The following is a 19,342-nucleotide window of genomic DNA, read 5'->3' on the forward strand; positions in this document are numbered from 1 at the left end:
TCATGAAGTGTGTCTTGTTTTGTCAAAATAATTATGCTTTTGGGATTTTAGAACCCATAAAAACGTATTTAGTTGATAACGGACACGAGTATATTTGGTATGTAAATCCAAAAATCATTCAAGATTATCCTTATAAAAACGAACCTTACACCACTTCAATTGGTGAATTAATCACGTATCAAAGTGATGCTATTTTTGTTCCCGGAAACGAAGTGCCACATTATTTACGTGGTGTAAAAGTTCAGGTATTTCATGGCTTAGCAGGCGAGAAAAAAGGGCATTTTAGAATTCGTCATTATTTCGATTTGTATTTAACACAAGGTCCGTTTTTTACCAAGAGATTTATTGAATTCAAAAACAAATACAAAGATTTTGAAGTCATTGAAACCGGCTGGCCAAAACTAGATATTTACGGGACTGAAAAAGCTAAATATGAAGCTGAAAAACAGACACTTTTACAGCAAAATAACGCTTCAAAAATATTGCTTTATGCGCCAACATTCTCTCCAAAATTGACTTCAGCTCCACATTTGGTAGAACAAATTAAGTCATTAGCTAAAAATCATCCTGATTACCTTATTCTACTAAAATTTCATCCTTTGATGGCTGAAAACTGGTTAGAAGTATATCGAAAATTAGCACAAGAAACTCCAAATATTATTTTTGAAACCGAAAAAAATATTATCAAGTTTCTTTTAATGGCAGACATCATGATTAGTGATACTTCTTCCGTTATTTATGAGTTTTTATTACTAGATAAACCAGTTATTACGTTTAAAAATATTTCAGAAAATATTGTTTGGGAAAACAGTTTTGATTACAATAAGTTAGAAAGTTTAGTAGCTTCAAATTTAACCGAAGATCCTTTTTCAAAAACAAGAAAAGAAATCTACAATAATTACCATCCATATAGCGATGGGAAATCGGCAGAACGTATGGTTAAAGCGGTTGAAGATTATATTAAAAGAAATGGTGTTCCTAAGAGACGAAAACTATCTTTATTCAGAAGATACAAAATCAATAAAATGTTTAAACTATAATTTTTCGATTCCGTTTTTAATTTTGATGATATTGTGTTTGATGTTGTAATTTCTAATTTCAAGATTTTTATTCCATTCATCCTGACTAAAATAGCCTCTTTCGTGGTCTAAATGGATGCAAATCGCACTATATCGAATCTGTTTTGATAAAATTCCTAAATTAAACAAACGCTCACCTAATTCTCTGTCTAATCCACCGTATTTCATATCTTCATTAAAACCATTTACGGCTAACAAATCCTTTTTAAAACAAGAAGTATTATGTCCATTGAATGTTTTTTTAGTAGGCGTAATCCAATTCATAAATTGAGCAAAAAGACTGATTTTTGTCAGTTTTGAGAGTTTAAAACTATACTTTAATCCGTTTTTGGTTAACCAACGAATTGAGAAACAATCTTGCTTTATAATATTTTCTAATGAAATTAACTTAGAAATAGACAATGGCAATTTAAAATAGCCACCCGAAAGAAAATAACCTTCTTCTTTATACTTTAAATGTTGTGCTACAAAATCTCTTCTTGGAATACAATCACCATCGGTAAAAAGTAGATAATCAGTGTTTGCTTTTAGAACGGCTTTGTTTAGAATTTTACACTTTTGAAACCCTTCATCGGGTTGCCAAACATGTATAATGGAATATTTAAGTTTGGATGAAAAGGAAGTAATAACTTCTTTAGTTTTTTCAGTGGAACCATCGTCTGCAATTACTACTTCAAAATCTTTCTCGGTTTGGTTGCAATAACCCTCGAGAACTTTTGCAAGCCATTCTTCCGAATTGTAAGTAGTAATAATAACAGATAATTTCATCTAATGAATTAAAAAGTGAAAATACTACTTTTTCCAGAACTTTAATTTCTTTTTCAGTCTTTTTTTTCTATAAAACTGATGTTGAAATTCTTGTGTAGCTTTCCACATGGCATTGAAAACCATTTCTTTATTTTCTCCTGACAATTTCGCATACTCATCACTCATAATTGCAATGATAGCTTCGCTTGAAGTTAATTTGGAGAAATTTTTCATGCGTTCTTCAAAAGTCAATTTTTTATCAAAATTGGTTCTATTTAAATCTACTAGATAAAAAGCATATTGTCCATTTCCTAAATCTTTAATTAAAGTATTTCCTGTAGAATGGTCTATAAATTCAATATTAGCTTGGTGTAACTTATAGGTAAAAGCAACAAATTGTCTTAAAACAGTTTCTTTTTTTACCTCATCTTCCATTTTCAATAATTCTCGGTATCTGAAATCGCTCTTTAAAAACTCACTAACATAATAACTATCGTTTAATCCTAAACCATCAAAATTTTCATAATAAGCAATTGGTTTTGGTGTTCCAATTCCCTTTTCCAGCAACAATTTTGCATATTCAAAAGAACGCTTTGCTTTACTCTTTCTAAAATAAGTATACATTATTTTATTGAAAAGATGTGGTTTTTTGAATGCTTTTATACAAATTATACAGTCTTCCAAATCAAAAATCTTGATACTATTTCTATTTCCTTCATAAATAAAAGTGCCTAAATTGTAATAATTGGTTACACAATTTTGGATAACTTCTTTTTTATCTAAAAATTCGGGATTAAAAGTACTTTTCATAATGCGAAAATAAAACAATGTTGGCGATTTACCTTCAAATATAAAATAATTTATAGTTTTGTGGTATCAAAAAAAGATCCTTCATGAATATCTTCAAATCCATAAAACGAAATTTAATTAAAAGAAGTGTTATCCAATCTATTTTAGAAAAGGAACAACACAACAATGATGTGATTAATATTCATAGAATCGATAAAAAAAATATTGGAGATTTTTATTGTGCTCCACATCATTATTTTGATGTTTTAAAAGGCAAAAGCCTTGATATTTTTGATTACAAAAGTGAAGATAAAGAAGTCAGAAATCATTTTATTAATGAAATTTCTGAACGTTCTTTAATTATAGGTGGTGGCGGTTTATTGAATCGTGATGGTTTTGTGATGCAAATGAAAATGTTTGAAAAGTTAACTACTAAAGGAAAGAAAATAGTTCTTTGGGGAGTTGGTCACAACGAAAAATCGCCAAAAACTTATGGAAAAGTTTCAAAATACAATATTGACATCAATAAATTTGGATTAGTTGGAACCAGAGATTACAATATGCCTGGCGAATATGTACCTTGCGTAAGTTGCATGCATCCTATTTTTGACCAAAAATTTGAAGTTAAAAATGAAGTTGGAGTTGTTTTTCACAAAGACACATTAAAAAAAGAAAGCATTACAAAAAAATATCAAAATTTTGCAACTTCTTCAAACACCACTAATTTAGAAGATTTAATTGCATTCATTGGAAGTTCAGATAATATTATTACTGATAGTTATCACACCATGTATTGGGCTATGTTAATGGAAAAGAAAGTTATTGCAATACCAAATTCTTCAAAATTTTACGATTTTAAACATCAACCAATCATTTCAACTTTTGATGAGGCTTTACATCATTTGAATGAGGGAACAACTTATGATGGGCTTTTGGCAGAATGTAGAGAAAGTAATCTTAAATTTGCAGAAAAAGCATTCAATTATTTAAATCTATAAGATGGATATCAACACCGAAGTTCACAACGCATTCGAAGTCATTAAAAATGGAGGCATCATCTTATATCCAACCGATACCGTTTGGGGAATTGGTTGCGACGCCACAAATGAAGAAGCTGTAAAAAAAATCTACGCTTTAAAACAACGTGAAGAAACAAAAAGCATGATTGTTTTAATGAACGGCGAGCGCATGATGTACAACGTTTTCAAAGAAATTCCTGATGTGGCTTGGCAAATTCTAGATTTATCGGAAAAACCAACCACTTTAATTTTAGATAATCCTCGAAATGTTGCCAAAAATATCGTTGCGGAAGATAGCACTTTGGGCGTTCGAATAGTGACTGAACCATTCTGTTTTAAGTTGATGGAACGCATGAAAAAACCATTGGTTTCAACCTCAGCAAATATTTCGGGCGAACCTACTCCAAAAACTTTCAAAGAAATTAGTCCCGAAATTATAAAAGGTGTGGACTATGTAGTAAATTTGCACCACGATAAAGTTTGCAAAAATCCTTCTACGATTATCAAATTAGGTTTAGATAGTCAAGTAAAAGTGATTAGAAAATAATAATTTGAAGATTTGAAGATTTGAAAATAAAGCAATTTTCAAATTAACTAATTTTCAAATTTTCAAATTAAAGCATGAATTATAAACAACATTTAGAACATAACATCTTCAAAATCATTTCGCAAGCAGCACAAGAACTTAACTTGGAATGCTATGTGATTGGTGGTTTTGTTCGCGATATAGTACTAAACAGAGACCATAAAAAAGACATCGACATCGTGGCCGTTGGTAGCGGAATTGAACTAGCTTTAAAAGTTTCCGAATTAATTCCATTTCATCCAAAAGTACAAGTTTTCAAAAACTATGGAACTGCAATGTTGCGCTATGATGACATTGATGTAGAATTTGTGGGTGCTAGAAAAGAATCGTATACGCACGACAGCCGAAATCCTTTAGTAGAAAACGGCACATTAAAAGATGATCAAGAACGAAGAGATTTTACGATAAACGCTTTGGCTTTTTCATTAAATTCTGAAAACTTTGGTGATTTAGTTGATCCTTTTAATGGTGTAGAAGATTTGAAAAACAAAATCATCAAAACACCTTTAAATCCAGATATTACGTATTCTGATGATCCATTGCGAATGATGCGTGCGATTCGTTTTGCTACGCAACTAAATTTCGAAATCGAATCGGAATCTTTAGAGGCGATTTCAAAAAACAAAGATAGAATCAACATTATTTCAGGAGAACGAATTGTTGATGAATTGCATAAAATTTTAGCTTCAGATAAACCTTCCATCGGATTTTTACATTTGTACCAAACTGGTTTGTTAAACATTATTTTACCTGAATTAACAGCGTTAAATAATGTCGAAGAAGTTGAAGGTCACACACACAAAAATAATTTTTATCACACGTTAGAAGTAGTCGATAATATTTGTCCAAATACAGATGACGTTTGGTTACGTTGGTCGGCATTGTTACACGATATTGGAAAAGCCCCAACCAAAAGATTCAACAAAAAACAAGGTTGGACGTTTCACGGACATGAATTTTTAGGTGGTAAAATGGTCAAAAAAATATTTGAACGTTTGCACATGCCGTTGAATCATAAGATGAAATTCGTGCAAAAAATGGTTACGATGAGTTCGCGACCAATTGTAATTGCGGAAGATATTGTTACCGATAGTGCAGTTCGTCGTTTGGTTTTTGATGCAGGGGAAGATATTGATAGTTTGATGACCTTATGCAAAGCAGATATCACGACTAAAAATCCAAAAAAATTTCAGAAATACCACAAGAATTTCGACATTGTAAAAGAAAAGATTGTGGAAGTAGAAGAAAAAGATAGAGTTCGTGTTTTTCAACCACCTATTTCGGGTGAAGAAATAATGGAACTATTCGGATTAAAACCTTGTAGAGAAATTGGAGTTCTAAAAGAAGCGGTAAAAGAAGCGATTTTAGAAGGCGAAATTCCAAATGAATATGAACCTGCGAAAGAATTTATTTTAAAAAGAGCAGAAAAATTAGGGTTGAAAAAAGTATAAAAATTATAATCTGTTAAAGCGCTTTTCAAATGCACATTATGTAAATTTGGGGTGCTTTTTGAATATCAAGAAAAATGAAAACAAATAAATCAGTCATTTATTGGCTACTTTCTGGTTGTATTTTATTATTTATCATGGTTACGGTAGGTGGAATTACACGTTTAACCAACTCCGGTTTATCTATGACCGATTGGCATTTAATCAACGACACCTTCCCTCCTATGTCAGAAGAAAAATGGGTGGAAGCTTTTGAAGAATACAAGAAATATCCAGAATATCAAAAAGTAAATCAATACAAAGATTTTCAATTAGACGATTATAAATTTATTTTCTTTTGGGAATGGTTTCACCGTTTTATTGGTCGTATTATTGGTGTGGTTTTCATTATTCCATTCGTTTATTTCTTAATCAAAAAACAGTTAGATCACGAAACCATCAAAAAATGTTTCATACTATTAGGAATGGGCGCTTTTCAAGGATTTTTAGGTTGGTTCATGGTAGCTAGTGGTTTAAAAGACATGCCGGACGTGAGTCATTTCAGATTAGCAATTCATTTAACGTTTGCTTTCATTACGTTTGCATACACGCTTTGGGTAGCTTTAGATTTAATTTATCCCGAAAGAAAATTACCTGTTTTAGAATTACGAAAAATTGCCCGAATTGCTTTGGTAATTTTAATCATTCAAATTATTTATGGTGGATTTGTTGCTGGTTTAAATGCCGGTTTAATTCACAATCATTGGCCTTTAATGAGCGATGGTCAATTCTTTCATGAAAGTATTCGATTAGAAAAATCGAATTTACTTTTAGCCTTTACAGAAGGTAAAAGTGGTGTACAATTCATACACCGAACATTCGCTTATGTTGTAGTTGGAATGATTATTTTCTTATTCATAAAGAGTAGAAAATTTGTATTGGACAAAACACAAGATAACGGAGTTAAAACGTTATTGGTCTTTGTTTTTATTCAATTTTTACTAGGAATTTTTACCTTGTTATTCCATGTGCCGCTTTGGTTAGGATTAGCACATCAAATTATGGCGTTCTTTTTATTGACAGCAATGACGTTTACGTTGCATAGATTTTCTAAATAATTCATTAATGTAACATTTTGATTGTTCAATCGTTTTATTATTGAACCAAATGTCATTTTTATGAAAAACGCCAAAATTCTTCTTACCTTACTATTTCTTTTTTCAGTGAATTTTGGTAAGCCTTGTAGCATGTACAAAGTGACCAAAAATGGCAAAACTATGGTGGGTTGTAATGAAGATGCATGGAGAACAACACCCAATATTTGGTTTGAAATTGGCAACAATAAAGCTCCTTTTGGAGCTGCTTTTACGGGTTCGCGATTTGATGGCACAAATGGTTATGCACCACAATCTGGAATGAATGAGCATGGTTTGGTATTTTCAAGATTAGCATCATATCATCCAGAAAATAATAATTCCTATTTCAAAAACCGTCTAAAAATAACCAATCCAACCCAATATCTAAAAGACATTCTTCACACATGCAAAACAGTTGAAGATGTAAAAAAATATATTGAAAAATATGATCATAGTTATTTTATCGAAGACGTTTTCATTTATGTTGATAAATCCGGAAATTACATTGTTGTAGAACCATATAAAATTATTTCGGGTAATGAGGCAAGTTATGTTTTGTCTAATTTTTGTCCGTCTATAACTTCAAAAGAAGAAGCTTTAAAATTAGAACGCTATCAAAATGGTGTTTTGTTTTTGAATAACAAATTAGAAACCGATTTAGAATTTTGCCGAAAATTATCCGATACCATGCATGTTTGCAGAGAAAAAATTGGTGATGGAACACTATTAACTTCTATTTGGGATAACACTAACGGAACGGTGAATTTATACTTCTATCACAAATATGATAAAACTATTAAATTCAATATCAAAGAAGAACTGGTAAAAGGAAATCACCTCATAAAAGTAGACTCTTTATTTCCAAAAAATGATGAATTTGAAAAATTAGCTTCATACCAAATACCTCATAACAATGATATTTTACGTCTATTTTTAGTATTTTGCGGATTATTCTTTTTTATGAGTTCGGTTTACTTTTTAGTGAATTATGTAAAAAATAGAAAAACCAATAGCTTCAATACAATCAAATTACTTTTAATTCCGTTTGGACTAATTTTATTCTACTATATGTATGTTTTAAGTACAAATATGACTATTTTCTATTTTGCTTCTCCGTATAAAAGTTCCTTTAGTACTTTAACAAGCTTGACTTCTTATTTACCTTATGTGCTTTTAGTAGCCATAATTCCGTTAATTCGATTCAATTTAAAACTGATTAAAGAAAAACTTTGGAATACATTTGCTTTAATCGCCTTAAGTTTAAATAGTTTGTTGTACCTAATTTTAATTGGATTTTTTGTGTATTGGAGGTTTTATTTTAATTTTTAACTAACCAATCCACTCTTTAAAATCACCAACACGTTCTCGAGCTACAATAACTTCGTCGTCTTTATATGTAGGAAGAATTATTTTTAATCTTGAATTCGAATAAACTTGAATTTCCTTTACCGCTTTCAGTGGAACAATGAATTTTCGGCTTACACGATAGAAGTCTTTTGGATTGATTTCTGCTTCTACAACTTCTAAAGTCGAGTCAATTAAATAATCACGATTGTCTAAAGTGTGAATATACGTTCCTTTATTTTCGCTGTAAAAACATTCTACTTCATCAATTGAAATCACTTTTAATTGTTGCCCAATTTTTACTGAAAAACGCTTTTTATATTCCTTTTCCACTGGATTAACCAACATGCGCTTTATCGCTTCAAAATCTAATGAAATATTTTGTGCTTGGTTTCTAGCTTTGAATTTATTGACTGCGATTTCTAAATCTTCTTCATCGATAGGCTTCAATAAATAATCAATGCTATTCAGTTTGAAAGCACGCAACGCATACTCATCATAAGCGGTTGTAAAAATTACAGCACTTTTAATATCAATTTGCTCAAATATCTCAAACGACAATCCATCAGACAATTGAATGTCCAAAAAAATCAAATCAGGATGCGCATTGTTTTGAAACCATGAAATAGCTTCTTCCACAGAATGCAACATGGTATTTACTTGCAAACCTAATTTTTCTACTTTGCGTTGCAACAATCGTGCTGCTGGTTTTTCGTCTTCAATAATTAATATATTCATTGTTTTTTGTTTCAAGTTTCAAGTTTCAAGTTTTTGTGTTGTCTGTCAACTGCGACTGAAAACTGCGACTAATTATTCCCACTTATTAGCCTTCTCTTTCTCCATAAATTCCTTAATCTTGCGTTCTTCCCAGTTTTGCCCCATAATCCAATTAGGCACAAAAACCGTAAGACCGTGTGCTGCTAAACCAATTCCCCAAAAGAAAGCAGTCATAAAATTTTTAAACTGAAAATACGTTTCGCCTGGAGCTAAGTTTTTTAAATTAAGAAAAACTATCATAATATTTACAAAAATATATACTATTGCGTGCTTGTAAAAGCCTTTAATTTTTTTAACTCGTTTTAAAGCTTCTTGATATTTGATTTCGTCTTGTGTGTTCATGATTTCTGTTTTTAATTGGTAATAACTATTCCCATTTTGTATTTTTTTCCTTTTCCATTATTTCCTTAATCTTCTTATCGTCCCAATCTTTTCCAAAAAACGGAATGATATTAAAAACGCCAACAGCATGAAATAATAAACCTATTCCCCAGCCCAACATTGGCCAGTAAAACCAAATATGTTTTGGTGAAAAATAAAGATTAATGAAAATTAAAACCGGAATTACAACCACATAACTTGCTAAATGTCCGTAAAAACCTTTTAATTCTTTTACTCGCTCTTTTGCTTTGTTGTATTTTTCTATGTCAAATTGATTCGCTTCCATGATTATTTCCAATTTTTAGAGTTATCTTCTTTATTCATTAACTCTTTAATTTTACTTTCTTCCCACGATTTTCCGTAGCCAAAAGTTTCTAACGCATGGAAAGTTAATCCCATTCCCCAACCTATCATTGGGAACCAAAACCATTGAAAACTATGTGGTGATTGCAAATTAATTAGTATCAAAACTGGAATTACGATGCAATACGAAATTAAATTGCCATAAAATCCTTTTAATTGTTCGACTTTGTCTTTTGCTCTTTGATAAGCAAAGTTTTCGTTATATATATTTTGTGTTTCCATGATGGTTACTTGTTTGGTTAAAATAGGTAGAAAAATTTTGAATTCTTGTTCGTTCTCTTCTACCAAAACATTTCTTTTAGTTAATATGGCGTATCGATTTACAATATTTTGCAAGCCAACGCCTTTTCTATCTGACAAAACTTCTTTCTTTTGAAGATTATTCGTTACAACCAGCTGATTATTTTCGATACTAATTTTTACATGAAGTGGTTTTGCTTCGCTCACTACATTATGTTTGATACAGTTTTCTAGCAATAATTGTAACGATAACGGAACTACTTTTGCGTCTTCATTATCAAAACCTTCTGGAATTTCAAATGTGATACTGTTTTCAAATCTCATTTTTAGTAAATTCATGTACGTTTTGGCAAACTTTAATTCTTCAGCTACAGAAACCAATTCTTTATCTTTTTGTTCCAAAACATAACGATACACTTTTGATAGCGAGGTCGTAAATTTTTGAGCACTTTCAGGATTTTCCTCAATTAACGAACTCAATACATTCAAACTATTAAACAGAAAATGCGGATCGATTTGATTTTTTAAACTTTCAAACTGTGCCGAAGCTGTTCCTGCAATAATTTTTTGTTCTTTAACTTTATTTTCTTGGTACGCTTTGTAAAAATAAAAAGCATGAAAAGCTAAGGTTACAAAAAAGGTTATAATAATGGTTACCAAATAATTTGCCGAAGATTCATTCTGAATAAATACTTCAAAACTTTCACCTTCGATTAGAACGTCTTCAACTATTCGGAGTAAAAAAATAACAAAAACAGAAAGAATAAAAGAACCGATAAAGCCAATAAAAACCCTTCTTTTTGTAAATCGGTCAACTTCAAAAACACTATCTAAATACATGAATAAAGAAGCATTTGCAAAATACAACGTGAGTCCATAAAGTAAGGTGTAACCAAAATTGATTACTAAATTTCTATTCAATTCTATAGTAACCCCAGTAATTAATCTTATTAATAACAATACAATAAATATTGCAATCGAGATTATAATTGCCCTAGGAATTTCTTTTATTAGTTTGTTTATCATTTCTTTAATGAACTATTATTTACAATTTTCAGCTTCTTGTTTTGCTCTTTCTATTCCCCAATTTGGATGAAATGGAGTTTCTGGTTTAAAATTAGCAAATAATTCGATTGAAGCTTTTATTTTTTCACACATCGGTTGCGTGTCTTGTCCGAAATATTCGGCTCCACCTTTTTCAAAACTAGCTTTATTAAAAACTACTCTTGGATTGTTTGGAGCGATTTTTTCTGCTTTTTCATATAAAAACATCACATCTCCATATAATTTTTGACCGTTCGTCATAGGGTCATAAACAATCCATGCTGTATGAATCATAGCTTGCATTACTATTACTTCTGGATTATCAATTGCTAAATCGTTACAAGCATCTTGTGCTTTTTGAGCCGCTTCTAATAATGCAACAACTTTAATTTTATCCTGTTCTTGAAACGCCTGTGTTGTATTTATTAGCGCAATGTAATAATTTGGTAACCAATTTGTTTTTTCAACTAAAGCTATGCGTTCAAATTGAGCAATAGCTTCCGTATTTTTACCTTCGCTCCATAATTTTAAAGCGCTACCCATTCCTTTTTCAAATTGTGTTTGTGCACTTACTATTGAAGCTACAAACAATGCGATGATAGTGATAATTTTTGTCATGATATTTAAAATTTTTTAGTTAATTGTTTGATTTTATTTCTGATTTTGAAATTGCACTTGCACTTGTTCTTGACATTGTTTCATTTTGATGATTCAAATTTCCGTCAGATTTTATGTTTTTAAAACTTATACTTACCGAACTGTTGATTTTTGATGATGAATTGTAGGTTAAGCTATAAATCATTTTTACTTTTTACAAATTATCCAAATTATTTGTCTTTTTATTATCACTAATAGTCCAAAAGAAACCTACAAAAAAGAATCTATCCGCTGTTTGCGTAATGGCTTGTCGTTGAAATTGACCAGCTAAATCAGGTGAATTTGCATATTGATAACCAAAGACATTGGAACTTCCAGTAATATTTGAAACCGAAAAATAAAGTATTTTTTGTTGTGATAATAAATAAGCCCAACTCAAACTTATATTATTGTATGATTTCGTTTTTTCATTCATAAATTCAACTGCATTTGGGTTATCATAAGGCCTTCCAGAATTGAAAGAATACGTTACACCAATTTGCGATTTCAATTTATCTAACCAATATTTTGTCACAATTGAAAAATTATGAGTAGCAATAAACGATGGAGTAACTTGCGATTCATAATTTTTATAATCTCGTTCCGAATCAATAAACGAATATGAAATCCAGTAATCTAAGTTTTTAATCGTTTTACTATCTCTCCAAAACAAGTCCAATCCTTTTGAATACCCAAAACCTTTGTTGTTATAATTGCTCGTATAGTCAGGCTGTGTGCCATCATATTTAACTAAATTATCATAGTCTTTAAAATAAGCTTCAGCACGAAACATTTTTCCAGATTTATTGTACATATAATTTAAAATATAATGCGACGTTGACTCATAATTCAAATGATTTGCAAACTTCAAATAATCAGGTTTTGCTGTTTGATTAAAATTTCCATAAGCCATAGAAAATTGACTATTTTCAGACACTTTGTAAGCAAACGAAAGTCTTGACTCAATAGTGAATTCATCAACAATTGAAGCATTTGACGACCGTAATCCTAAATTAAAAGCTACGTTTTTAGAAAGAAAAATTTCGGCTTCACTAAAAAATGCAACCACATTATTTTGATAGCCATAATCAAATGTATTTGTACCAAAATCGGTAAATTTTTCATCAAAATTAGTGTGAAACATTTCTGCTCCAATGTTTAATTTAAAACGATTAGAAAACGATTGACGCAATTTAATTTTATAATGCAAAGCACGTTCATTATTTGCAACTTTATCATCAGAAATTCCTATATTGTTTTTACTATATCCAAAGCTGAATCCAGTTTGAATTTGCATATAATCGGTCAAATTTCCTTTGTAAGAAGTATTCAAATAGAAGTTACTATTTTGTAAATCAAATCGAACTTTTTCATCAAAATTGATGTCTTTTTGATTCAAGTCAAAAGTTGAATAATCAAACGCACCATATATTTTTAATAAACCCGACTTGAATTTATATCTAAAAACACTTTCTCCTGAAATGGCTTGCACAGGCTTATTCCAATCAATATGCTGCGGAACAATTAGTTGGTAAGGTGCCAGATTAATATAACTTGTGTTGACGGAAAAGGAACTTTTTTCCCATTTTTTAGTTTTTCCAAGCCCTACTCCTACTGTCATAATTGAAACATCTGTTTGGTTTTGTTCAGGCTCATCAATGGTATTCAATAGCAAGACACTTGACAAAGCATCGCCATATTCCGCACTGTAACCTCCTGTTGAAAAAGTAATTCCTTTAAATAAAAATGGAGAAAATCTACCTCGAGTTGGAATATTATTTGCCGTTGCTCCATAAGGTTGCGCTACACGAATTCCATCCACATAAGTTTGCGTTTCATCAGATTCGCCTCCTCTAACAAATAATCTACCGCTTTCGCCAACGGTTTGTGTTCCTGGTAATGTTTCTAATGCTGCAATTATATTTCCAGCGGAACCAGCAGTTGTAACAATATCTAACGGTTTTAAAGCAGTAACTTTACTATTATCTCCAGCTTTAAAAGTTCCCGCAGAAATAACAACCGCATCTAAATTTCCAATATTTTCTTTCAATTTAAAAGTAATCGGTTGGTAATTTGAAATTTCAAAATCATAATTAATTGTTTCATAAGCTAAAAAACTAATTTGCAATTTTTGTGTTCCTACAGCAGTAGTAATAAAACTAAAGTTTCCTGTTTCATCTGAAATTGCTCCATCATAAGTTCCTACAATAAAAACGTTAGCTGCTGCTATTGGACGGCCTTTTTCGTCTTCAACTTTTCCATTAATTGTGGTTTGCCCAAAAGTTGAATAACATAAAATGAAAATAAAAATTCGAAGTATTGATTTCATGTGTTTTAATTTTGATGAAACAAATTTGCAACAGAAAATCCACTTTTGAAATTGAAACTAACCCAACTGTTGTTTTTTGAGGATGAATTGTAACTCGAATGATTTTAATTACTTTTACCAAAATTAATACAATGGCATACCAAGATATTTTAGACGGAATTTATAGCGAAGTTACCCAAATTGAAAACACGGGAAAAGTAGCTGATTACATTCCTGAATTAGCAAAAGTAGACGAAAAAAAATACGGAATTGCTTTAGTTGACAAACATCAAAATGTATTTACAAAAGGTGATGCAGTAGAAAATTTTTCGATTCAAAGTATTTCAAAAGTAATTACAACTTCATTGATTTTTTCTAAAATTGGGAATAATTTATGGGAACGAGTTGGTTATGAACCTTCTGGAAATTCGTTCAATTCCTTGGTACAATTAGAAAATGAAAATGGTATTCCAAGAAATCCGTTTATAAATGCTGGCGCTTTGGTAGTTGCAGATTTAATGTTGGAACATTTTGAAAATCCAAAAGAACTTTTACTAACCTTTGTTAGAGAATTAACAGAAAATCCAAACATAAATTTCAATGAAAATGTAGCACAATCTGAAAAAGCATTTGGATACAGAAATGCTGCTTTGGTGAACTTTATTAAATCATTTGGTAACATCAAAAACGAACCCGAAGCTGTTTTAGATTTCTATTATCATCAATGTGCTATTGAAATGAATTGTGTTGATTTAGCCAAATGTTTTCAAGTATTTGCCAACAATGGAATTATTCCAAAAAGTAATAAAAAGTTCCTGTCATCTAGCCAATGCAAACGCATGAACGCTTTAATGCAAATGTGTGGATTTTATGATCAAGCGGGTGAATTTACTTTTAAAGTTGGGCTTCCAGGGAAAAGTGGTGTTGGCGGTGGTGTAGTTGCAGTTTTCCCAAATCATTATACTGTGGCAGTTTGGAGTCCAAAATTAAATAAAAAAGGGAATTCGTTTTATGGCTTGGAGACTTTAGAACGTTTAACAACAGAAACCTCATTATCCATATTTTAAACTATTAAAAATGAAAAAAATATTTTTATTCGGATTAATTGTAATTTCATTCTCAACCTCTTTTTCTCAAGAAAATAAAGATTTTGATGCTAAACTTGCAAAAGATGTTGGAGCAGATGATTATGGAATGAAAACATATGTCTTTTGTATTCTTAAAACTGGTACAAATTCAACAGCAACAGCAGAAGAAAGGCAAAAGTATTTTGAAGGACACATGGCAAACATTAACAAGTTAGCAGATGAAAAAAAATTGGTTGTAGCTGGTCCTTTCATGAAAAATGATAAAAATTATAGAGGTATTTTCATTTTTAATTGTACAACTATTGAAGAAGCAAAAGCATTAGTAGATTCTGATCCTGCGGTTGCAGCCAATATATTTGAGGCCGAACTTACTTTATGGTATAGCAGTGCAGCATTAATGATGGTAAATGAAAATCACAATAAAATTGCAAAAACCAAAATTTAAAATCTTATTAACAATTCGTAAAAGCAAAAAAGTTTCTCATAAATAATAATTACTTTTGCGTTTCTTAAAATTTCAAAGATTATGATTTATAAATTCCGAGTGATTCTCGATGCTGAAGAAGATATTTTTAGAGATATTGCCATTGAAAGCGACAACTCATTAGAAGATTTACACAATGCAATTGTAAACGCTTTTGGCTTTGATGGAACAGAAACAGGTTCGTTCTTTACTTGTGAAGAAGACTGGACTTGGAACGAAGAAGATGAAATTCCATTATTTGATACTGGCGAAGTTCCTGGCGAAATGAAAACTATGGTGGATTTCAAAATTGATGATTTTATGCACCAAGACAACACTAAAATGGTGTATGTATATGATTTCTTTAGCATGTGGACATTCTTCGTAGAATTAGCAGCTATTGAAGAAGAAAAAGAAGCAGGTGAAACCTATCCAGCGTTATTATTTTCTCATGGCGAATTACCAGCAGAAGCAGGTCAAAGCGGATTAAGAGGTGATATGTCTAATGACGATATTTACGGTGACTTTGAAGACGATTTCGACGACGATGACTACGATATGTTTGATGGCGACGACAGCTTCGAAGACATGGGATTTGAAGAAAACTGGAATTAGCCCCCTAACCCCCTAAGGGGGAATTTAGGAGGAATTAAATACAACGTTTCTAACTCCTCCCCTTTGGGGAGGTTGGGAGGGGCTAACTTAAACTGTAAAAATGATTAACTTATTTAACGCACATATTGAAAACCTATCTATCCATAGAGTAGGAAACAAAAGTAGAAACGAAGCTATTTTCTTATCTGAAAACCCATACGGATTGAATGATGAAATCATGCCTTTGTTAAAAGAATATTTCTTCAAACCTTTCAGAGAAAAAGAAGAAAACTACTTTCAATTTGCTCATGAAGTAGATTTGGAATATAATGATATGTTTAACTTAGCTACAGAGGTTTTCAATAACCCAAGCGAAATTCATAATGTATCAAAAAAAATCACAAAACATCTTTTTGAACAATCAAATCATCCACACATTAAAAACGGAGAAGTGTATGTGGCTTATTTTACGCACGTATCTATCGACAATAATGTGGTTGATGCTATCGGAGTTTTTAAAAGTGAAGTACAAACCGATTTCTTACAATTTGAAGAAAACGGAAGTAATCTAGAAATGATTTTACAACATGGAATTAACTTGAACAAGTTGGATAAAGGCTGTATCATTTTTAACTATAAAAAAGAAGAAGGTTACAAAATTTTAACCGTAGATAGCAACCGTTACGATGCGCGCTATTGGTTAGAGCATTTCTTATCAGTTGATGCGTTTCAAGATGAAAACTTCATGACGAAGAAATACTTAAAATTCTGTCAAGAATTTGCCAAAGAAGTAGTTTTACCAGCCGAAGATAAGCAACAAGAAGTATTGTTTATGAATCGTGCGATTAATCACTTTGCAAAAAATGATGAGTTTGAAGAAACAGCTTTCTTAAACGAAGTAATGCAAAATCCTGAGTTCATTCCAGAATTCAAAAATTATAAAGTAGATAAAGGTGCAAAATATAGCATCGAAGACGTTTCAAGTTTTCCAATTGCAAATGCTGCCGTTACTGATGTTCGTCGTACGTTAAAAAACACGATTCAATTAGACACGAATATCCAAATCAAATTGGATTTTATCAACCCAGAAAGTGCAGAGAAATTCGTTGAAAAAGGTTGGGACGAAGAAAAACAAATGTATTATTACTTGGTTTATTTTAATAAAGAGCAGAAATCATAAGACATTTATAAATAAAATTATTAAACCTCAATTACAGCAATGTACTTGAGGTTTTTTTTGAAAGAACTTTAACAAAATATTTTGTTTAACATTTTTAATTTTAAATTAAACATTCTTTATCTTTGATAAAAATTTGATAAGTCATGGCAAAGAAAAAAGAGATTACTAATCAAGATATTTTAGGATTCTACGTTGATTATTTTTTAGAAAATAACAAAGCGCCACACTCGGTATATAAATTCGCGAAGCAATACAACTTTGATGAAGCTGTGTTTTATGCAAATTTTTCATCTTTTGAACAAATTGAAAAAAACTTTTTCACTTCCTTATTTCAGCAAACAATTACTTTATTAGAAAAAAGCGAAGATTTTGAATCGTATGATGCACGAACTAAATTATTAAGTTTCTACTTTACCTATTTTGAAATGTTAACTGCAAATAGAAGTTTTTCGGTAGCACTTTTAAAAGAAGATAAAAATAAATTGAAAAGTCTTTCCAAATTGACTGAACTAAGAAAACATTTCAAACAATTCATTGATACTTTAGATATTGAAAAAATTGATTTAAAGCAAGAAAAATTAATCGAATTTCAAGAGAAAACGATGAGTGAAATGGCTTGGTTACAATTTCTATTCACGTTAAAATTCTGGATTGAAGACACTTCACTTTCTTTTGAAAAAACTGATATTTTCATTGAAAAATCAGTCAATACTAGTTTTGATTTAATGGATATTGCACCATTAAAAAGTTTAATTGACTTTGGAAAATTTGTTTGGCAAGAAAAAGCTTCATTCAAAATGTAATCACATGAAAACAATCGATAGTATACCAACGTCTAAAATTCAGAGAGCATCCAAACTAATTCAAACTGGTGCAAAAGTTGGTGTAAATTACATTAAATATTATGGTGATAAAATCACTAAAACTGAAGAGGAAGCCAAAGAAAATCTGAATTTAAACAACGCTTCAGACATTTACGACGGGTTAAAACAAATGAAAGGTAGCGCTTTGAAAGTAGCACAAATGCTAAGCATGGACAAAAGCATTTTGCCTCGTGCCTATGTAGAGAAATTTTCATTAGCCCAATTTTCAGTGCCACCATTATCGCCACCTTTGGTGAATAAAACTTTTAAAAAATATTTTGGCAAACAGCCAATCGAAATATACGATACCTTCAATGCCACTTCAATAAATGCGGCTAGCATTGGTCAAGTGCACCAAGCTACCAAGGATGGGAAAAATCTTGCTGTGAAAATTCAATATCCTGGAGTGGCTGAAAGTATTAGTTCAGATTTGGCAATGGTAAAGCCAATTGCTATAAAAATGTTTAATATCAAAGGAAAAGATTCGGATAAATATTTCAAAGAAGTTGAAGATAAATTGATTGAAGAAACCAATTACATCAACGAAGTCAAACAAAGTATTGAAATGGCTGAAGCTTGTCAAAATATTCCAAATTTGATTTTTCCAAAGTATTATCCCGAATTATCATCAGAGAGAATTATAACAATGGATTGGATGACTGGCGAACATTTGTCTGAATTCACTGCTCATAATACTGATACAGAGAAATCGAATATTTTAGGTCAAACGCTTTGGGATTTTTATATGTTTCAAATGCATAATTTACGAAAAGTTCATGCCGACCCACATCCAGGAAATTTCTTAATTACTAAAGACACCAAACTAATTGCTTTGGATTTTGGTTGTATCAAAGAAGTTCCAAATGATTTTTATGTGCCGTATTTCGAATTAGCGAAAAAAGATAATTTGAATAATCCTGATTTTTTTCAATCGAAATTATACGAATTAGAAATATTAAGAACCGATGATTCTAAAGAAGAAATCGAGTTTTTCACAGCGATGTTTCACGAATTATTAAGTTTATTTGCAAGACCATTTCATGTGGAAGAATTTGATTTTTCAGACGATGAATTCTTTGGACAAATTGCCGATTTGGGCGAACGTTATTCCAAAAGCACCGAATTAAGAAATATGAATGGGAATCGCGGTTCAAAACATTTCATATACATCAATAGAACTTTCTTTGGTTTATACAATTTAATGCACGATTTAAAAGCGAAAAATGTAAAAATTAACAACTTTATAAAACATTAACTTTTTGTCCTGAATAATTATAA

21 protein-coding genes are annotated in these 19,342 nt (G+C 30.8%); 12 read left to right on the plus strand and 9 right to left on the minus strand.

Annotated features, from left to right (window positions below; translation table 11 throughout):
* Positions 1-2 precede the first annotated feature (2 nt).
* Positions 3-1,040, plus strand: coding sequence for a CDP-glycerol glycerophosphotransferase family protein (locus tag G4L40_RS04075; RefSeq protein ID WP_166235879.1), 1,038 nt, complete (start codon positions 3-5; stop codon positions 1,038-1,040).
* On the opposite strand, the gene G4L40_RS04080 is transcribed toward G4L40_RS04075, so the two are convergent.
* Positions 1,035-1,847, minus strand: coding sequence for a glycosyltransferase family 2 protein (locus G4L40_RS04080; protein WP_166235880.1), 813 nt, complete (start codon positions 1,845-1,847; stop codon positions 1,035-1,037). The two genes, G4L40_RS04075 and G4L40_RS04080, sit on opposite strands and share 6 nt — an antisense overlap.
* Positions 1,848-1,871: 24 nt before the next feature.
* Positions 1,872-2,636: a lipopolysaccharide kinase InaA family protein gene (locus G4L40_RS04085; protein WP_166235881.1), complete on the minus strand. Its 765-nt coding sequence runs from the start codon at positions 2,634-2,636 to the stop codon at positions 1,872-1,874.
* Positions 2,637-2,719: 83 nt separating this feature from the next.
* Here G4L40_RS04085 and G4L40_RS04090 point away from each other — a divergent pair, with 83 nt between their 5' ends.
* The 5 genes from G4L40_RS04090 to G4L40_RS04110 all read left to right on the plus strand — a co-directional run bounded on the left by G4L40_RS04090 (position 2,720) and on the right by G4L40_RS04110 (position 8,112).
* On the plus strand, positions 2,720-3,613 hold the full coding sequence (locus G4L40_RS04090; protein ID WP_166235882.1) for a polysaccharide pyruvyl transferase family protein: 894 nt from the start codon (positions 2,720-2,722) through the stop codon (positions 3,611-3,613).
* Between the two features lies 1 nt (position 3,614).
* Positions 3,615-4,181 carry an L-threonylcarbamoyladenylate synthase gene (locus G4L40_RS04095; RefSeq protein WP_166235883.1) on the plus strand — a complete coding sequence of 189 codons (567 nt, stop codon included), beginning with the start codon at positions 3,615-3,617 and terminating at the stop codon, positions 4,179-4,181.
* A 74-nt stretch (positions 4,182-4,255) separates the two neighbouring features.
* Positions 4,256-5,671 (plus strand): CCA tRNA nucleotidyltransferase, encoded by a 1,416-nt coding sequence (locus G4L40_RS04100; protein ID WP_166235884.1) that lies wholly within the window; start codon positions 4,256-4,258, stop codon positions 5,669-5,671.
* 74 nt (positions 5,672-5,745) lie between these two features.
* Positions 5,746-6,765, plus strand: a complete 1,020-nt coding sequence (locus G4L40_RS04105; protein ID WP_166235885.1) for a COX15/CtaA family protein — start codon at positions 5,746-5,748, stop codon at positions 6,763-6,765.
* A 60-nt stretch (positions 6,766-6,825) separates the two neighbouring features.
* A complete protein-coding gene (locus G4L40_RS04110) occupies positions 6,826-8,112 on the plus strand; it encodes a carcinine hydrolase/isopenicillin-N N-acyltransferase family protein (RefSeq protein ID WP_166235886.1) in 1,287 nt (428 codons plus the stop codon).
* On the opposite strand, the gene G4L40_RS04115 is transcribed toward G4L40_RS04110, so the two are convergent.
* The 7 genes from G4L40_RS04115 to G4L40_RS04145 all read right to left on the minus strand — a co-directional run bounded on the left by G4L40_RS04115 (position 8,113) and on the right by G4L40_RS04145 (position 13,897).
* Positions 8,113-8,865, minus strand: coding sequence for a LytR/AlgR family response regulator transcription factor (locus tag G4L40_RS04115; RefSeq protein WP_166235887.1), 753 nt, complete (start codon positions 8,863-8,865; stop codon positions 8,113-8,115). It lies immediately after the preceding gene.
* A gap of 72 nt (positions 8,866-8,937) precedes the next feature.
* Positions 8,938-9,246 carry a 2TM domain-containing protein gene (locus G4L40_RS04120; RefSeq protein WP_166235888.1) on the minus strand — a complete coding sequence of 103 codons (309 nt, stop codon included), beginning with the start codon at positions 9,244-9,246 and terminating at the stop codon, positions 8,938-8,940.
* A 25-nt stretch (positions 9,247-9,271) separates the two neighbouring features.
* Complete coding sequence (locus G4L40_RS04125) at positions 9,272-9,571, minus strand: 2TM domain-containing protein (protein ID WP_166235889.1); 300 nt, start codon at positions 9,569-9,571, stop codon at positions 9,272-9,274.
* A gap of 2 nt (positions 9,572-9,573) precedes the next feature.
* The gene (locus G4L40_RS04130) at positions 9,574-10,914 is read right to left on the minus strand and encodes a 2TM domain-containing protein (RefSeq protein WP_166235890.1); all 1,341 of its coding nucleotides are present in this window, start codon (positions 10,912-10,914) and stop codon (positions 9,574-9,576) included.
* 15 nt (positions 10,915-10,929) lie between these two features.
* Positions 10,930-11,550, minus strand: a complete 621-nt coding sequence (locus G4L40_RS04135) for a hypothetical protein (protein ID WP_166235891.1) — start codon at positions 11,548-11,550, stop codon at positions 10,930-10,932.
* 19 nt (positions 11,551-11,569) lie between these two features.
* Complete coding sequence (locus G4L40_RS04140) at positions 11,570-11,734, minus strand: hypothetical protein (protein ID WP_166235892.1); 165 nt, start codon at positions 11,732-11,734, stop codon at positions 11,570-11,572.
* Between the two features lie 9 nt (positions 11,735-11,743).
* A complete protein-coding gene (locus G4L40_RS04145; protein ID WP_166235893.1) occupies positions 11,744-13,897 on the minus strand; it encodes a TonB-dependent receptor in 2,154 nt (717 codons plus the stop codon).
* A gap of 131 nt (positions 13,898-14,028) precedes the next feature.
* On the opposite strand from G4L40_RS04145, the gene G4L40_RS04150 reads away from it, so the two are divergent.
* The 6 genes from G4L40_RS04150 (at position 14,029) to G4L40_RS04175 (ending at position 19,319) form a co-directional block, all read left to right on the plus strand.
* Complete coding sequence (locus G4L40_RS04150) at positions 14,029-14,943, plus strand: glutaminase (RefSeq protein WP_166235894.1); 915 nt, start codon at positions 14,029-14,031, stop codon at positions 14,941-14,943.
* 10 nt (positions 14,944-14,953) lie between these two features.
* The gene (locus G4L40_RS04155; RefSeq protein ID WP_166235895.1) at positions 14,954-15,409 is read left to right on the plus strand and encodes a YciI family protein; all 456 of its coding nucleotides are present in this window, start codon (positions 14,954-14,956) and stop codon (positions 15,407-15,409) included.
* Between the two features lie 81 nt (positions 15,410-15,490).
* The gene (locus G4L40_RS04160; RefSeq protein ID WP_166235896.1) at positions 15,491-16,042 is read left to right on the plus strand and encodes a plasmid pRiA4b ORF-3 family protein; all 552 of its coding nucleotides are present in this window, start codon (positions 15,491-15,493) and stop codon (positions 16,040-16,042) included.
* 100 nt (positions 16,043-16,142) lie between these two features.
* The gene (locus tag G4L40_RS04165) at positions 16,143-17,201 is read left to right on the plus strand and encodes a nucleoid-associated protein (RefSeq protein WP_166235897.1); all 1,059 of its coding nucleotides are present in this window, start codon (positions 16,143-16,145) and stop codon (positions 17,199-17,201) included.
* 143 nt (positions 17,202-17,344) lie between these two features.
* Entirely contained in the window at positions 17,345-18,004 is a 660-nt protein-coding gene (locus G4L40_RS04170) for a TetR family transcriptional regulator C-terminal domain-containing protein (RefSeq protein ID WP_166235898.1), read from the plus strand.
* 4 nt (positions 18,005-18,008) lie between these two features.
* On the plus strand, positions 18,009-19,319 hold the full coding sequence (locus G4L40_RS04175) for an ABC1 kinase family protein (protein WP_166235899.1): 1,311 nt from the start codon (positions 18,009-18,011) through the stop codon (positions 19,317-19,319).
* Positions 19,320-19,342: the final 23 nt, after the last annotated feature.

The organism is Flavobacterium celericrescens (assembly GCF_011392075.1).
GTDB classification, from domain to species: Bacteria; Bacteroidota; Bacteroidia; order Flavobacteriales; family Flavobacteriaceae; genus Flavobacterium; species Flavobacterium celericrescens.

Bases quoted from the DNA above. Each gene is read 5' to 3' on its own strand.
- G4L40_RS04075 (WP_166235879.1), top strand. From the start codon at position 3: ATGAAGTGTGTCTTGTTTTGTCAAAATAATTATGCTTTTGGGATTTTA.
- G4L40_RS04080 (WP_166235880.1), bottom strand. From the start codon at position 1,847: ATGAAATTATCTGTTATTATTACTACTTACAATTCGGAAGAATGGCTT.
- G4L40_RS04085 (WP_166235881.1), bottom strand. From the start codon at position 2,636: ATGAAAAGTACTTTTAATCCCGAATTTTTAGATAAAAAAGAAGTTATC.
- G4L40_RS04090 (WP_166235882.1), top strand. From the start codon at position 2,720: ATGAATATCTTCAAATCCATAAAACGAAATTTAATTAAAAGAAGTGTT.
- G4L40_RS04095 (WP_166235883.1), top strand. From the start codon at position 3,615: ATGGATATCAACACCGAAGTTCACAACGCATTCGAAGTCATTAAAAAT.
- G4L40_RS04100 (WP_166235884.1), top strand. From the start codon at position 4,256: ATGAATTATAAACAACATTTAGAACATAACATCTTCAAAATCATTTCG.
- G4L40_RS04105 (WP_166235885.1), top strand. From the start codon at position 5,746: ATGAAAACAAATAAATCAGTCATTTATTGGCTACTTTCTGGTTGTATT.
- G4L40_RS04110 (WP_166235886.1), top strand. From the start codon at position 6,826: ATGAAAAACGCCAAAATTCTTCTTACCTTACTATTTCTTTTTTCAGTG.
- G4L40_RS04115 (WP_166235887.1), bottom strand. From the start codon at position 8,865: ATGAATATATTAATTATTGAAGACGAAAAACCAGCAGCACGATTGTTG.
- G4L40_RS04120 (WP_166235888.1), bottom strand. From the start codon at position 9,246: ATGAACACACAAGACGAAATCAAATATCAAGAAGCTTTAAAACGAGTT.
- G4L40_RS04125 (WP_166235889.1), bottom strand. From the start codon at position 9,571: ATGGAAGCGAATCAATTTGACATAGAAAAATACAACAAAGCAAAAGAG.
- G4L40_RS04130 (WP_166235890.1), bottom strand. From the start codon at position 10,914: ATGATAAACAAACTAATAAAAGAAATTCCTAGGGCAATTATAATCTCG.
- G4L40_RS04135 (WP_166235891.1), bottom strand. From the start codon at position 11,550: ATGACAAAAATTATCACTATCATCGCATTGTTTGTAGCTTCAATAGTA.
- G4L40_RS04140 (WP_166235892.1), bottom strand. From the start codon at position 11,734: ATGATTTATAGCTTAACCTACAATTCATCATCAAAAATCAACAGTTCG.
- G4L40_RS04145 (WP_166235893.1), bottom strand. From the start codon at position 13,897: ATGAAATCAATACTTCGAATTTTTATTTTCATTTTATGTTATTCAACT.
- G4L40_RS04150 (WP_166235894.1), top strand. From the start codon at position 14,029: ATGGCATACCAAGATATTTTAGACGGAATTTATAGCGAAGTTACCCAA.
- G4L40_RS04155 (WP_166235895.1), top strand. From the start codon at position 14,954: ATGAAAAAAATATTTTTATTCGGATTAATTGTAATTTCATTCTCAACC.
- G4L40_RS04160 (WP_166235896.1), top strand. From the start codon at position 15,491: ATGATTTATAAATTCCGAGTGATTCTCGATGCTGAAGAAGATATTTTT.
- G4L40_RS04165 (WP_166235897.1), top strand. From the start codon at position 16,143: ATGATTAACTTATTTAACGCACATATTGAAAACCTATCTATCCATAGA.
- G4L40_RS04170 (WP_166235898.1), top strand. From the start codon at position 17,345: ATGGCAAAGAAAAAAGAGATTACTAATCAAGATATTTTAGGATTCTAC.
- G4L40_RS04175 (WP_166235899.1), top strand. From the start codon at position 18,009: ATGAAAACAATCGATAGTATACCAACGTCTAAAATTCAGAGAGCATCC.